Origin of the sequence: Rathayibacter sp. PhB1 (assembly GCF_004362935.1) — a bacterium.
Taxonomy (GTDB): Bacteria; Actinomycetota; Actinomycetes; order Actinomycetales; family Microbacteriaceae; genus Rathayibacter; species Rathayibacter festucae.
Genome location: NZ_SNYD01000002.1, coordinates 404,598 through 417,750 on the forward strand (window position 1 = coordinate 404,598; position 13,153 = coordinate 417,750).

Consider the following 13,153-nt stretch of genomic DNA (forward strand, 5'->3'; position numbering starts at 1 on the left):
CCCATGAGCACCACCACTCCGGCGCGCCCGCGCCGCCGCCTCGTCGACCGGCTGCCGGTCGTCCACCAGCTCCGGCAGAGCGTGGGCCTGCAGCGCGGGATGCTCGTCACCGGTCTCGTGATCACCGGCGCGTTCCTCCTCGTCGCGGCCCTCGCCCCGCTGATCGCCCCCTACGGCTACTCGCAGCTGCGCACCGGGACCGAGTCGTTCGGCGCGCAGCAGCCGCCGAGTGCCGAGCACCTGCTCGGCACCACCGTCGGCGGCTACGACGTGCTCTCGCGCGTGATCTGGGGCGCGCAGACGGCGTTCCTGGTCATCGTGGTCGCCGTCGTGCTGTCGATCTTCCTCGGCGTCTTCCTCGGTCTCGTCTCCGGCTACCTCGGCGGCTGGCTCGACCGCGTGCTCGTCGTGATCTGCGACGCGATCTACGCCTTCCCGACCCTGCTGCTCGCGATCGTGATGTCGATCGTGATCTCCGGCGGGCAGTCGAACCTCTGGTCGGGCATCTTCGCTGCCGCGGTCTCGATCACGGTCGTCTACATCCCGCAGTACTTCCGGGTGATCCGCGCCGAGACGGTCCGGATCAAGGGCGACGCCTTCGTCGAGTCGGCGAAGGTCATCGGGGCCTCGACCCCGCGGATCATGTTCAAGCACGTGCTGCGCAACGCCACCCGCACCCTGCCGCTGATCTTCACGCTCAACTCGTCCGAGGCGATCCTCACCCTCGCGGGCCTGGGCTTCCTCGGCTTCGGCATCGAGCCGACCTCGGCCGCCGAGTGGGGCTACGACCTCAACAAGGCGCTGTCCGACGTGACCAGCGGCATCTGGTGGACCTCGGTCTTCCCGGGCCTGGCCATCGTCCTCGTCGTGCTCGGCATCACGCTGGTCGGCGAGAGCCTCAACGACCTCGCCGACCCGCGCCTGCGCGGCCGGCGCGCGGTGGCCGCCGGTTCCGGCGACGTCGCCGCGACGTCCGTCGTCCCGGGCGGCACGCTCCCCGCGGACGGCCTGGAGACGCCGGGACACGATCCCGTCGCCGGAGTGGAGAAGACCCGATGAGCGTCCAGCGTCCCGCCGACAGCCGTCCCGCCGACGCGAGCTCCCGCCCGATCGTCGACATCCAGGACCTCGAGGTCGCCTTCGCGAGCGATCGCGGCGCCGTCCGCGCGGTGGCCGGCGTCAGCCTCCGCGTCGAGCGCGGCGAGGTGCTCGCCATCGTCGGCGAGTCCGGCAGCGGCAAGACCGTGACCGCCAAGACCATCCTCGGCCTGTTGCCCGAGACGGCGACGGCGTCCGGTGTCATCCTGCTCTCCAAGAAGGACGGCAGCTCCTCGACCGACGTCGTCTCGGTGCCGAAGTCGCGCCTGCGCGAGCTCCGCGGCACCGACGTCGCGATGGTCTTCCAGGAGCCCGGCACCGCCCTCAACCCGGTCTTCACCGTCGGCTGGCAGATCGCGGAGGGTCTGCGCGCGCACGCCTCCGTCTCGCGGAAGGACGCGCGGAAGCGCGCCATCGACGTCCTGCGCACGGTCGGCATCCCCGAGCCGGAGAAGCGGGTCGACTACTACCCGCACCAGTTCTCCGGCGGCCAGAAGCAGCGCGTCGTCATCGCGATGGCGCTCGTGCTCGACCCGGGGCTGATCGTCGCCGACGAGCCGACCACGGCCCTCGACGTGACGGTGCAGGCCGAGATCCTCGACCTGCTCCGCCGCTGCCGCGACGACTTCGGCACCTCGATCGTCCTGATCACCCACAACATGGGCGTCGTCGCCGACCTGGCCGATCGCGTCGCCGTGATGTACCAGGGCGAGCTGGTCGAGGAGGCGCCGGTCGCCGAGCTGTTCGCCGCTCCGAAGGCCGAGTACACCCGCAAGCTGCTCGCTGCCGTCCCGCACGTGGGCCAGGGCGTCGCCCGGGCGAAGGAGCGCGCCATCGAGCGCGCCGGCGCCCCGGAGGCGGAGACGCTCGTCCTCGCCGAGGATCTGCGGATCCAGTACCCGGGCCGCCTCGGCCGCCCCGGCTTCGTCGCCGTCGACGGCGTCTCCTTCCGCATCCGCGCGGGCGAGGTGCTCGGCCTGGTCGGCGAGAGCGGCTCGGGCAAGACGACCATCGGCCGCGCGATCGCCGGACTCACCACCGTCACCGGCGGCTCGCTGCGGGTGCTCGGCAAGGAGATGCGCGGCATCCGCGAGCGCGCCTTCCGCCCCGTCCGCGGCGACATCGGCTTCGTCTTCCAGGACCCGGCGTCGAGCTTCAATCCGCTGCTGACGATCGCCGAGTGCGTCGCCGAGCCGCTGATCGTGCACGGCCGCGCCCGCGACGCCGGTGCCGCCCGGAAGCGGGTCGACGAGCTGCTCGAGGCGGTGCAGCTGCCGCGCTCCTACGGCGACCGCTACCCGCACGAGCTCTCCGGCGGCCAGCGCCAGCGCGCGAGCCTCGCGCGCTCGCTCGCCCTCGAGCCGAAGCTGCTGATCGCCGACGAGCCGACCTCGGCGCTCGACGTCTCGGTGCAGGCGCGCGTGCTCGAGCTGTTCGCGGAGCTGCAGCGCGAGTTCGGCTTCGCCTCGCTCTTCATCAGCCACGACCTCGCCGTCGTCGACCTGCTCGCCGACCGGATCGCCGTGCTCTACCGCGGCGAGCTGGTCGAGGAGGGCACGGGCGAGGAGGTGCTGTCCGCGCCCAAGCACCCGTACACGCAGCGGCTGCTGGCCTCGCTGCCGGTGCCGGACCCGGGGGAGCAGGCCGAGCGCCGCGAGCTCCTGCGCAGCATCGTCGAGGCGGAGCGGAAGGCGTGAGCCGAGCCGCCGCCGCCTCGGCGCCCATCGTCGTCGACGACCTCAGCGTCGAGTACCCGCCGCGCGGCATCAGCGGGCGCTGGACCGCGCTGCGCGGGGTCAGCCTGCGGGTCGAGCCGGGCGAGGTGCTCGGGATCCTCGGCGGCAGCGGCTCCGGCAAGTCGACGCTGGCGCGCGTCCTCGGCGGCGAGGGTCTCGACGGCCCGGCCGGCGCCGGCGCGCGCACGCGGCCGGTGATCATCGGCGGCGAGGCCACCGTCTCCGGCCACCGCCTCCGCGGGATGCCCGCCCGCGAGATCAAGCGCTTCACCTTCGACGTCGCGCACCTCGCGCAGGACGCCGGGGCGGTGCTGCGCCCGGAGCTGACCGTCTCCGAGCTGATCGCCGAGCCGATCTTCCTCCGCGACCGCCACTACGACCCGAAGAGCGCGGCGGTGCGGGTGGCGACGCTGCTCGACTCCGTGCACCTGCCGCTGTTCCTGCTCGACCGCTTCCCCTACGAGCTCTCCAGCGGTCAGCGGCAGCGCGTCGCGATCGCCCGCGCGCTCGTGCTCGGCCCGAAGGTGCTGATCGCCGACGAGCCGACGTCCGGCATCGACGCGACGGTCCGCGAGTCGATCGTGGACCTGCTGACGGATCTGCGGCGGCAGGAGGGCTTCGCCGCGGTCGTCGTGAGCCACGACATCGACGTGCTCAGCCGGGCCACCGACCGGATCGCCGTGCTGGTCGAGGGCGAGGTGGTCGCCTACGGACCGCTGCTCGAGGTGCTGAACGACTCCCGGCACCCGTACGTCCGCGAGCTCGGCGCCGCCTTCGCCGAGTTCGAGCGCTTCGACGCCTCCCGCGCCGCGCGCACGGCGCCCGCGGAGGAGGCCGGATGAGCGCGCCGTGCATCGCCGTCCTGCCCCGGCCGAAGCAGATCTTCACCGACGCGATCGAGGCCGGCGGCGGGACCGTCGTCGGCGTCGAGGAGGCGGAGGCGCTGCTCTGGCTCTCCTACGGCCGCACCGACGAGCTCGCCGCGGTCCTCGCCGAGCACCCGGGCATCGGCTGGGTGCAGCTGCCCTGGGCGGGCGTCGACGTGTTCGCGCCCGTGCTGCGGAGCACCGGGCATCGAGGGCTGCGCTGGACGAGCGCGAAGGGCGCCTACGCCGAGCCGGTCGCCGAGCACGCTCTCGCGCTGACCCTCGCGTTGCTGCGCTCGCTGCCCGAGCGCGCCCGTGCCGACTCCTGGGGAGCGAAGCGCGCCAGGACCCTGCACCGCGCGCGGGTCGTCGTCGTGGGCGCGGGCGGCATCGCCGTGGAGCTCCTGCGACTGCTGAGCGTCTTCGACGCCCGCGTCACCGTGGTGCGCCGGTCCGATGCCGCCCTGCCCGGAGCCGATCGGACCGTCCCCGCGGAGCAGTTGCCCGACGTGGTCGCCGACGCCGACGTCCTCGTGCTCGCGGCCGCCGCGACCGACGGCACCGCCCGGCTGGTCGACGCCGAGCTGCTGCGGCGGCTGCCGGCCGAGGCCGTGCTGGTCAACGTCGCCCGGGGGAGCCTCGTCGACACCGACGCCCTCGTCGTCGCTCTCGCGGAGGGACGGCTCGCCGGGGCCGCCCTCGACGTCACCGACCCGGAGCCGCTGCCGGACGGGCACCCGCTCTGGAGCGAGCCGCGCTGCCTGATCACCCCGCACTCTGCGGACACCCCGGAGATGACGACGCCGCTGCTCGCCGAGCGGGTCCGCGCCAACGTCGCCGCGTTCGCCGCGGGTCGCGAACTGCTCGGCGTCGTCGACCCGGCGCTCGGCTACTGATCCAGGATTTGGAGTTCGCGCAGACTTTGCTAAAGTAGTCACGCGCTGTTCGCCTCCGGGTGAGCGGATGATCCTCGATAGCTCAATTGGCAGAGCAATCGGCTGTTAACCGGTAGGTTCTTGGTTCGAGTCCAAGTCGGGGAGCGAAGGGCCTGGGACTCCACTCCTGGGCCCTTTTTCGTGCCCTCGAGTCGGTCCTCCGGGCCCGGTCTCCGCGCCTCGTTCCCTGCGTGCTCACCGGTCCGCCGTGCTCTCTGCCGCGACCCCGACCGGAGCCCCCATGCGCGACGACGTCCTCGACCTCCTCCGCCGCCGGCCCGACGTCGAGGCCCCCGATCTCGTCGCGGTCGACGCGAGCGACCGCCTCCTCCTCGACCTCGCAGCGGGGCGCTCCCGGGTCGCCGTCGTCGGCGACGCCTTCGGCGCGCTGACGCTGGCCCTCGCCGCCGACGGCGTGGCGGTCTCCTCCGCCCAGGACTCGATCGTCGCGGAGCGGGCCCTCGCGGCCAACGCCGAGGCAGTGCGCGCCGCCGGCATCGAGCTCGCGCCCTTCACGATCGCCGACTCGATCGCCGACGCGGTCGAGGGCGCCGAGATCGTGCTGCTGCGCCTCCCGCGCTCGCTCGACGCGCTGGCCGCCGTCGCGGCCGAGGTCGCGCTCGCGAACCCCGCCGCGCAGCTCATCGGCGCCGGGCGGATCAAGCACATGTCGCTCGGCATGAACGAGGTCCTGGCCCGCCGCTACGACCGGATCGACGTCAGCCTCGCGCGGCAGAAGTCGCGGGCGCTGCTCGCGAGCGAGGCGAAGGCGGAGCAGCCCGCCGCCCCCGGAGCGGAGCGCCGCCGCCTGGCCGAGCACCGGCTCGAGGTCGTCGCACTGCCCGGCGTCTTCGCCGGCGCCAAGCTCGACCTCGGCACGCGGGCGCTGCTCGCCGCGCTCGACCCGGCCGCGCTGCCCGGGGGAGTCGCGGTCGACCTGGGCTGCGGCTCCGGAGTGCTCGCCGCGTCGCTCGCGCTCGCCCGCCCGGACCTCGACGTGATCGCCACCGACAGCTCCCGCGCGGCCGTGGAGTCCGCCGGCCTGACCGCCGAGGCGAACGGCCTGGGCGACCGCATCCGGCTGCTCCGCGACGACAACGCCTCCACGCTCGCCGACGGCTCGGTCGACGTGGTGCTCTGCAACCCGCCGTTCCACTCCGACGGCGCGGTGACCGACCTCGTCGCGCGCCGGATGATCGCGGCCGCCGGCCGCATCCTCCGCCCCGGCGGTGAGCTGTGGACGGTGTTCAACTCGCACCTCGCGCACCCGGCCGAGCTGCGCCGCTCCGTCGGGCCGACCAAGATCATCGAGCGCAGCGCGAAGTTCACCGTCGCGCGCAGCCGCCGCGAGGGCTGAGCGCTCACTGGAGTCGGGTGGGCCGACCGCAAGCCCCCGCCGCGCCTCCGGCTCCGACGCCCGCTGCCGGGTACCATCGCTCTCCGGCGTCCCCCCGCGCCGTTCCCTGATGCCCCGGAGGCCGTCGTGCTCGAAGTCGTCCTCGTCCTCGCCCTGATCGTCGCGGCGGGGGCGATCGTCCTGTGGCGCCGCTCCGCCGCCGCCGAGCGCCGCGCGCTCGACAGCCGGGCCGAGGAGGCTGCGCGCGCCGTCGCCCTCGAGCTGTCGGTCCGGGAGCAGGAGGCGCGGCTGCGCATCGTCGGCGAGCTCGAGCAGCTCGCCGTCCGCGCCGCGTCGAAGGTCGTGGAGGAGGCCGAGAGCGTGCGCCTCACCATCGACCGCGATCCCGCCGCCGCCTCGCGCTCCGCCGGGCGGGCCGTCAGCGCCGCGGAGGCGTCGCTCGCCCAGCTGCGCCGCATCGCGACGGTCGCCGCGGTCGATCCGCGCGAGCTCCCCGCGACCGGCGGGACGGACGCCCTGATCGAGAGCGCCCGCGAGCGCGGCCTGGTCGTGCAGGAGGAGACGTTCGGCGAGCCGTTTCCGCTGCAGGACGGCGCGGACGTCGCCGTGATGCGCGTGCTCGAGTACGCCTTCGACGAGGCCCTGGAGTCCGGCGGCACCGGCACCGAGCTGCGGATCACCTCCCGCTGGACCGCCACCGGCCTGCGCGTCGAGGTCGACGACGACCGCGAGCGCCACGCCGGCGCCGAGTCCGACGCGAGCGCCGTCGACGCCGACCTGCGCGCGCTCACCGATCGCATCGACAGCCCCGCGCTCTCGGAGCTGCGCGAGCGGGCCGGCCTCTTCGGCGGTGACGTCGTCGAGAAGCGCACGCCGGGCGTCGGGCGCAGCGTCACCGCGTCCTTCCCGACCGTGCGCCACCACAACGGCGTGCACGGCGTCGACCTGGCCTAGGGCAGGGAGCGCCGGCCCGGAATCGGAGCGGAGTCGAAGTCCCTCGGACGCTCAGTCCTCGAGGTGATCGACGCCCGGGGTCCAGGAGACGCCGGGGACGCCCCAGCCGCGCTTGCGGGTGATCTTCGCGACGGGCTTGGCGTACTCGTGCTCGAGGCGGTCCGTGTAGAGGACGCCGTCGAGGTGGTCGAACTCGTGCTGGAAGACGCGGGCGAACCAGCCCTCCGCCTCGATCTCGAACGGCGTGCCGTCGAGGTCGACCGCGCGCAGGATCGCGCGCTCCGAGCGCCGCAGGGGGAAGCGCTCGCCGGGGAACGACAGGCAGCCCTCGGACTCGGTGTCCTCGTCGGCCTCGCCGAGCGGCGTCGGCGTGACGAAGAGCTCGGGGTTGATCGCGACGCCGCGGCGGGGAGTGCCGTCGTCGGCCTCGTAGTCGTAGACGAAGATCCGCAGTGGCACGCCGACCTGCGGTCCGGCCAGGCCGACGCCGGGCGCCGTGTCCATCGTCTCGAACATGTCCGCGACGAGCGTGCGGAGCGCGTCGTCGAACTCGGTGACGGGGGCGGCGGGGGAGTGCAGGACGGGGTCGCCGGCGATGCGGATGGGGAGGACGGCCATGAGGATCAGGGTATCGCGGGCCCTGCGGGGGGGCCGTCCTGATCGTCATCCGCTGGTTAGCCGAGGTCCCCCGTGCGTCGGAGGATGCGCGGATCGATCGTGGGTAGGGTCGTGCCCATGCCCACTGACCTCGCCGACCTTCTGAACGACCCGGCGAAGTTCATCGGCATCCCGATCGCTCTGATCGGGGCGGTCTTCCTCTCCCTCGGCGCGCAGTTCCAGCACCGCGGAGTCGTCAAGGTCGAGCGGTTCTCCAAGCGCTCCGGGTCGAGCGGACTCAGCGGCGGGCAGCTCTTCGCGCTGCTCTCGCGACCGTCCTGGGTGATCGGCACGCTGATGCTGGCGCTCGCGATCGTCTTCCAGCTCACCAGCCTCGGCTTCTCGCCGCTGATCGTCGTCCAGCCGCTCGGTGCGGTCGCGCTCGTCATCACGGCGATCGTGAACGCCCGGGTGAGCAAGGTGCGGCTCAACGCGTCCTCGATCCGCGCGATCATGCTCTGCGTCGGCGGCGTCGGAGTCTTCGTGCTGGTGGCCGCGTTCAACGCGGTCGACGAGTCGATCCGGACCTCGCAGCTGATCACGATCCTGGTGATCCTCGCGGTCGTCATGACGATCTTCGTGATCGCCTTCCGCGTCTTCCGCAAGAAGGCCCGCGCGATCTTCTACATCCTCGGCGCCGGCGTCGTCTACGGCTTCGTCGCCACCCTCGCGAAGGTGGTCCTCAACCGGATCAAGTTCGGCGAGTTCGACCCGCTGACCGTCGTCTGCATCGTGGCGCTCCTGGCCGCGACCGCGCTCGGCGGCTACTTCGTGCAGAACGCCTACGCCTCCGGGCCGCCGGACCTCGTCGTCGCCGGCCTGACCGTCGTCGACCCGCTGGTCGCCGTGGCGATCGGCATCATCGTCCTCGGCGAGGCCCAGTACGCGGCGCCGTGGGCCATCCCGCTCTTCATCGCGGCGGGAGTGGTCGCCATCTGGGGCGTCTTCCTCCTCGCGAAGCACCACCCGCAGGCCCGCTGAGCCGCCCGACGCGAGGCGCCGCAATCCCGGGTTCTGGCGCCCTCCGCGCCTACACTGGGACCGCTTCGAGACGCCGTGCACCCGCCCGAACCCACGCCGATCGCTCCACTCCCTCGAGCGACACGACATCGTTAGGACCCACTCCGTGTCAGATCCCCGCGACGCGTCACGCCCCGAGTCGTCGACCGGCGACTCCGCTCCGGCGGACGCCGCCCGCCGCCCGCTGACCGTCGTGATCGGCTGCGACACCTTCGCGCCGGACGTCAACGGAGCCGCCAAGTTCGCCGAGCGCCTCGCCGCCGGCCTGCAGGCGCGCGGCCACGAGGTGCACGTCGTCGCCCCGTCCGCCGACGGCTGGAGCGGCACCCGCGTCGAGGACCACGAGGGTCAGCGGATCATCGTGCACCGCCTCTTCAGCCTCCGGTGGCCCCCGCACGACTGGCTGCGCTTCGCGATGCCGTGGCGCATCCGACAGAACAGCGCGCGGATCCTCGACGAGGTGAAGCCCGACGTCGTGCACTTCCAGTCTCATGTCATCGTCGGCCGCGGCCTCGGCCAGGAGGCGGCCAAGCGCGGCATCCGCATCATCGGCACCAACCACTTCATGCCCGAGAACATGCTCGAGTTCACGCTGCTGCCCAAGGCCGCCCAGGCGAAGGCCGTGGCGATGGCCTGGCGGGCCGCCCGCCGCACCTTCGGCCGCGCGGAGGCCGTCACGACGCCGACCCGCAAGGCCGCGCAGTTCCTCGAGAAGTACACCGGGCTGCAGGGCGTGCACGCCATCTCCTGCGGCATCGACGCCGACAACTACACGCCCGACTTCACCCCGCGCACCGCCAACCGCATCCTCTTCGTGGGTCGTGTCACCGGCGAGAAGCACATCGACGTCCTGCTCCGCGCGGTCTCGCTGCTCGACCCGTCGCTGGACGCGCAGCTCGAGATCGTCGGCGGCGGCGATCAGATGCGCAACCTCCAGCAGCTCGCCACCACCCTCGGCATCGCCGACCGCGTCCACTTCACCGGCTACGTCTCCGACGCCGAGCTGAAGCAGGCGTACAGCCGGGCGACCGTCTTCGCGATGCCCTCCATCGCCGAGCTGCAGAGCATCGCCACCATGGAGGCGATGGCCTCGGCCCTGCCCGTGGTCGCCGCCGACGCGATGGCGCTCCCGCACCTCGTCCACGAGGGCGAGAACGGCCACCTCTTCGAGCCCGGCAGCGCGCAGGCCCTCGCCGACGGCCTCACCGACGTCCTGACGGCCGACCCCGAGCGCCTCGAGGCCCTCAAGCGCAGCTCGCTCCGCATCGTCGCCGCGCACGACATCAACCGCACGATCAGCACTTTCGAGAGCCTGTATCGTGGGGAGTCGGTGGCCGATCCGGCCGCCGACGCAGCGTCCGCTCCGGCAGGCCGAGCCGCCTCCTGACGGCCCGCCCCGCTCGCCTCGGGCGCCGCGGGGCGTTAGCTCAGCCGGTCAGAGCAGCGGACTCATAATCCGTCGGTCACGGGTTCAAGTCCCGTACGCCCTACTTCCGTCCCGTCCCCGTCGCGCCGCCGGCGCGGGTGTCGACTCCGCAAGAGTTGTCGTACTCGCGTTCTGACTACGACAACTTCTGCGCACTCGACGCGACCTCGCCGTCGGTCCCCGCCGCGCATACGCAGAAGTCGTCGTACTCGGGCGTCGAGTACGACGACTTCTGCGGAGTGAGCGGAGTGGGGGTGTCGCGGCGCTCCGTTACTGTCGTGATGTGGACACGCCTACTGCGCTCGTCGTTCTCTATGCCGCCGCGCGCGAGCTGGCGTCGAAGGGTCAGCGCGTCGAGGTCATCGACCAGACGGCGTTCCTCGATCTCCTGCGCTCGGTGGGCGCGGTGCTCTGACCTGGAGCAGCGCGGCGAACCGTCCGCGATCAGTGCGCGTGCCGGTACACCTGTGCTCGCTCACGTGCGCGAGTACGCAGAAGTCGGCGTACTCGGGCGGCGAGTACGACGACTTCTGCGGAGTGGGCGGAGTGGCGGCCGGTCAGGCGTCCGGGCGGGACTTCTTCAGGCGGGACTTCGCGGCGCGCTCGGTGAGGACGGACAGGTAGTCCTGGACCGGGCGGTCGGCGAGGGAGTCGAGCTCCTTCTGGACGGCCGACTCCACCTCAGCGGCGGAGCGGTCGGGGAAGCGGGTGCGCAGGCGCGCGGACACTTCGGAGACGATCTGGTCGAGGTTCACTTCAGCGGTCACGGCCGGATCTTCCTCCCCGTTGGTTAACGGATGGTGTTCCTTCTGCGTCGACCGCGTCGGCGCTAGCACGTCCGCCGCCCGGAAGCCCGTAGTGGCCGCTCTCCGCACGACGTGGTTCGCTGTTCTCGTGCCTGACCTCCCGATGTTCCCGCTCGGCTCCGTGCTGCTGCCGCACATGCCGCTCCCGCTCCGGCTGTTCGAGCCGCGGTATCTGCGGATGCTCGGCGACGTGCTCGAGGACGACACGCTCTCGTTCGGCGTCGTGCTCATCGAGCGCGGGCAGGAGGTCGGCGGCGGCGACCAGCGCTTCCCGATCGGCACGGTCGCGCGCATCCTGAACATCGACGGCGCCGAGTCGTTCGTCACCATCGACAGCGTCGGCGAGAACCGCTTCGAGGTCGTCCGCTGGTACGACGACGATCCGTACCCGAAGGCCGAGGTGCGTCCCGTCGCGCCGCTGGAGTGGGCGCCCGAGCACGAGGAGCTGCTGCGCTCCGCCGAGTCCGCGGTGCGGACGGCGCTGGCGGTCGCGAGCGAGTTCGTCGAGCAGCGCTACGGCGCCGTCGTCGAGCTGGCCGAGGACCCGGCCGCGCACGCCTGGCAGCTCGCTGGAGTCGCTCCGGTGACCGAGCTCGACCGGCTCGCATTCCTGCGCAGCACCTCGATGGTGGAGCTGCTCGAGTCCGTGCGCGAGCGCTCCTCCGAGGCGACCGAGTCGTTCCGGGCCGGCTGGGCCTGATCGTCCCCTCGTGCTGACCGGCGTCATCCGCTGATCCGGTGACTCGCGCCGACCGCGAGAGCCCGCCTCATTCCTCGAGCGCGACTCCGCGCTCGGCCGCGAGCTTCGCCAGGTCGTCGACGACGACGAGTGCCATCCGCACCGAGCGGTCTCGCTGGTACTCCTCGTCGTCCGCGTCGATCAGCGGCGCGCGGTCGAGGGTCTCCTCGATCGACTGCGACAGCTCGCGCCAGGCGTCCTGCCGGGCGTCGTCGACGAGCGAGGCCAGGTACTGCTCGTCCCGCGCGCGGTGGCGCAGGGAGTCGGCGACCGCGAGCGAGAGCCGCTCGCGGTGGTCGAGGTTGTCGATGTCGGCGGAGCGGTAGTCGTGCACGTGGTCGGAGCGGCCGCCGACCAGGGTCGCGTCCGCGGCGATGGCGCGCAGGCGCTCGGCCGCCGCCTCCGACTCGTCGGCGAGCTTCTCCAGCTCGGCGGCGGCGATGACGGAGTAGTGCCGGACGTCGAAGGGGACGCCCTCCGCCAGGCCGTCCATCAGCACGCGGTTCTTCACGGCCATCCGGCTCGCGTACTGGGCGAGCAGCAGACCCTCCTCCGCGGCCTCCTCGACCGAGACGGGCTCGCGCGACGGGTTCTCATCCGGGTCGTACGGCTCCATCTTGAACCTGCGTCGACGGCGGAACCACACGCGCGTCACCTGCACCCTCGGTTCGAGCGCCCCGCCCGCCGGAGCACCTCTTCGAGAGTACCGGTCGGGCGGGCGCGATGGTCGGCCGGTCAGGCGTCCCGCCAGTCGTCCTGCAGCAGGTGCGAGCCGGCCTGCGGCCCCATCTGCAGCATGCCGCCGTCGACGGCGTAGGACGCTCCCGTGATGTAGGCGCCCGCGGGCGAGGCGAGGAGGGCGATCACGGCCGCGATCTCGCGCGCGTCGCCGGGGCGGCCGAGCGGGATGCCCGGGCGGTCGATGCCGTGCGGATCCACGTCCTCCGCGTCGTTCATCGGGGTCGCGATCTCGCCCGGTGCCACCGCGTTGGCGGTGATGCCGTAGCGGCCGAGCTCGAGGGCGGCGACCTTCAGCAGTCCGCCGAGTCCGTGCTTGGCGGCGACGTAGGCGCTCGCGCCGACGCGGGGCTGGTGCTCGTGCACGCTGGTGACGCCGATCAGGCGGCCGCCGGTGCCCTGCTCGACCATGATGCGCGCGGCGCGCTGGAGGCCGACGAACGCTCCGTCGAGGTTCAGCGCGACGACCTCGCGCCAGCTGTCCAGGCTCTGCTCGAGGAAGGGCTCGCCGCCGCCCCCGCCCGCGTTGTTGACGAAGACGTCGAGTCCGCCGAGGCGGCGGGCCAGGTCGTCGATCACGTCGCCGACCCGGTCGAGCTCGGTCGCGTCGAGGCGGGCGACCTCGGCGCGGCGGCCGTGCGAGCGCACCTCGTCCGCGGTCTCCAGGGCGCCCTGCTCGTCGCTGTGCCAGGTGATGCCGACGTCCATGCCGGCCTCGGCGAGGGCGACGGCGGCGGCCCGGCCGATGCCGGAGTCCGAGGCGGTGACGACGGCGCGGGTGGGGCGGAAGTCGCGGGGTCCCTGGGTCATGACGTCTCCTG

General features: G+C 72.9%; 14 protein-coding genes and 2 tRNA genes. 12 read left to right on the plus strand and 4 right to left on the minus strand.

Annotated features, from left to right (window positions below; genetic code table 11):
* The first annotated feature begins 3 nt into the window (after positions 1-3).
* From EDF17_RS06020 to EDF17_RS06050, 7 genes are all read left to right on the plus strand, one after another.
* Positions 4-1,059: an ABC transporter permease gene (locus tag EDF17_RS06020; RefSeq protein ID WP_123445641.1), complete on the plus strand. Its 1,056-nt coding sequence runs from the start codon at positions 4-6 to the stop codon at positions 1,057-1,059.
* Positions 1,056-2,795: an ABC transporter ATP-binding protein gene (locus EDF17_RS06025; protein WP_123445642.1), complete on the plus strand. Its 1,740-nt coding sequence runs from the start codon at positions 1,056-1,058 to the stop codon at positions 2,793-2,795. Before EDF17_RS06020 ends, EDF17_RS06025 begins: the two co-directional genes overlap by 4 nt.
* Positions 2,792-3,676, plus strand: coding sequence for an ATP-binding cassette domain-containing protein (locus EDF17_RS06030; RefSeq protein ID WP_243646352.1), 885 nt, complete (start codon positions 2,792-2,794; stop codon positions 3,674-3,676). Before EDF17_RS06025 ends, EDF17_RS06030 begins: the two co-directional genes overlap by 4 nt.
* Positions 3,673-4,596: a D-isomer specific 2-hydroxyacid dehydrogenase family protein gene (locus EDF17_RS06035; RefSeq protein ID WP_123445643.1), complete on the plus strand. Its 924-nt coding sequence runs from the start codon at positions 3,673-3,675 to the stop codon at positions 4,594-4,596. Before EDF17_RS06030 ends, EDF17_RS06035 begins: the two co-directional genes overlap by 4 nt.
* 71 nt (positions 4,597-4,667) lie before the next feature.
* A tRNA-Asn gene (locus EDF17_RS06040) sits at positions 4,668-4,740 on the plus strand.
* Positions 4,741-4,876: 136 nt separating this feature from the next.
* Complete coding sequence (locus tag EDF17_RS06045) at positions 4,877-5,992, plus strand: methyltransferase (protein ID WP_123445644.1); 1,116 nt, start codon at positions 4,877-4,879, stop codon at positions 5,990-5,992.
* A 126-nt stretch (positions 5,993-6,118) separates the two neighbouring features.
* Positions 6,119-6,946: a hypothetical protein gene (locus tag EDF17_RS06050; RefSeq protein ID WP_123445645.1), complete on the plus strand. Its 828-nt coding sequence runs from the start codon at positions 6,119-6,121 to the stop codon at positions 6,944-6,946.
* 51 nt (positions 6,947-6,997) lie between these two features.
* Here EDF17_RS06050 and def read toward each other — a convergent pair whose 3' ends face one another.
* Positions 6,998-7,564 carry a peptide deformylase gene (def, locus tag EDF17_RS06055; RefSeq protein WP_123445646.1) on the minus strand — a complete coding sequence of 189 codons (567 nt, stop codon included), beginning with the start codon at positions 7,562-7,564 and terminating at the stop codon, positions 6,998-7,000.
* 117 nt (positions 7,565-7,681) lie between these two features.
* Here def and EDF17_RS06060 point away from each other — a divergent pair, with 117 nt between their 5' ends.
* The 4 genes from EDF17_RS06060 (at position 7,682) to EDF17_RS20445 (ending at position 10,464) form a co-directional block, all read left to right on the plus strand.
* Positions 7,682-8,584, plus strand: a complete 903-nt coding sequence (locus tag EDF17_RS06060) for a DMT family transporter (RefSeq protein WP_123445647.1) — start codon at positions 7,682-7,684, stop codon at positions 8,582-8,584.
* A 235-nt stretch (positions 8,585-8,819) separates the two neighbouring features.
* The gene (locus EDF17_RS06065) at positions 8,820-10,010 is read left to right on the plus strand and encodes a glycosyltransferase (RefSeq protein ID WP_123446001.1); all 1,191 of its coding nucleotides are present in this window, start codon (positions 8,820-8,822) and stop codon (positions 10,008-10,010) included.
* A 29-nt stretch (positions 10,011-10,039) separates the two neighbouring features.
* Positions 10,040-10,113: transfer RNA gene (locus EDF17_RS06070), tRNA-Ile, on the plus strand.
* 219 nt (positions 10,114-10,332) lie between these two features.
* Positions 10,333-10,464, plus strand: coding sequence for a hypothetical protein (locus tag EDF17_RS20445; RefSeq protein ID WP_260321493.1), 132 nt, complete (start codon positions 10,333-10,335; stop codon positions 10,462-10,464).
* 142 nt (positions 10,465-10,606) lie between these two features.
* Here the strand turns inward: EDF17_RS20445 and EDF17_RS06075 are convergent, their stop codons facing one another.
* The gene (locus EDF17_RS06075) at positions 10,607-10,816 is read right to left on the minus strand and encodes a hypothetical protein (RefSeq protein WP_127886297.1); all 210 of its coding nucleotides are present in this window, start codon (positions 10,814-10,816) and stop codon (positions 10,607-10,609) included.
* A gap of 127 nt (positions 10,817-10,943) precedes the next feature.
* Here EDF17_RS06075 and EDF17_RS06080 point away from each other — a divergent pair, with 127 nt between their 5' ends.
* Positions 10,944-11,555, plus strand: a complete 612-nt coding sequence (locus tag EDF17_RS06080) for an LON peptidase substrate-binding domain-containing protein (RefSeq protein WP_243732802.1) — start codon at positions 10,944-10,946, stop codon at positions 11,553-11,555.
* 67 nt (positions 11,556-11,622) lie between these two features.
* On the opposite strand, the gene EDF17_RS06085 is transcribed toward EDF17_RS06080, so the two are convergent.
* On the minus strand, positions 11,623-12,210 hold the full coding sequence (locus EDF17_RS06085) for a hypothetical protein (RefSeq protein ID WP_123445650.1): 588 nt from the start codon (positions 12,208-12,210) through the stop codon (positions 11,623-11,625).
* A gap of 119 nt (positions 12,211-12,329) precedes the next feature.
* Complete coding sequence (locus tag EDF17_RS06090) at positions 12,330-13,142, minus strand: SDR family oxidoreductase (protein WP_123445651.1); 813 nt, start codon at positions 13,140-13,142, stop codon at positions 12,330-12,332.
* Between the last annotated feature and the right edge of the window lie 11 nt (positions 13,143-13,153).

Bases quoted from the DNA above. Each gene is read 5' to 3' on its own strand.
- EDF17_RS06020 (WP_123445641.1), top strand. From the start codon at position 4: ATGAGCACCACCACTCCGGCGCGCCCGCGCCGCCGCCTCGTCGACCGG.
- EDF17_RS06025 (WP_123445642.1), top strand. From the start codon at position 1,056: ATGAGCGTCCAGCGTCCCGCCGACAGCCGTCCCGCCGACGCGAGCTCC.
- EDF17_RS06035 (WP_123445643.1), top strand. From the start codon at position 3,673: ATGAGCGCGCCGTGCATCGCCGTCCTGCCCCGGCCGAAGCAGATCTTC.
- EDF17_RS06045 (WP_123445644.1), top strand. From the start codon at position 4,877: ATGCGCGACGACGTCCTCGACCTCCTCCGCCGCCGGCCCGACGTCGAG.
- def (WP_123445646.1), bottom strand. From the start codon at position 7,564: ATGGCCGTCCTCCCCATCCGCATCGCCGGCGACCCCGTCCTGCACTCC.
- EDF17_RS06060 (WP_123445647.1), top strand. From the start codon at position 7,682: ATGCCCACTGACCTCGCCGACCTTCTGAACGACCCGGCGAAGTTCATC.
- EDF17_RS06085 (WP_123445650.1), bottom strand. From the start codon at position 12,210: ATGGAGCCGTACGACCCGGATGAGAACCCGTCGCGCGAGCCCGTCTCG.
- EDF17_RS06090 (WP_123445651.1), bottom strand. From the start codon at position 13,142: ATGACCCAGGGACCCCGCGACTTCCGCCCCACCCGCGCCGTCGTCACC.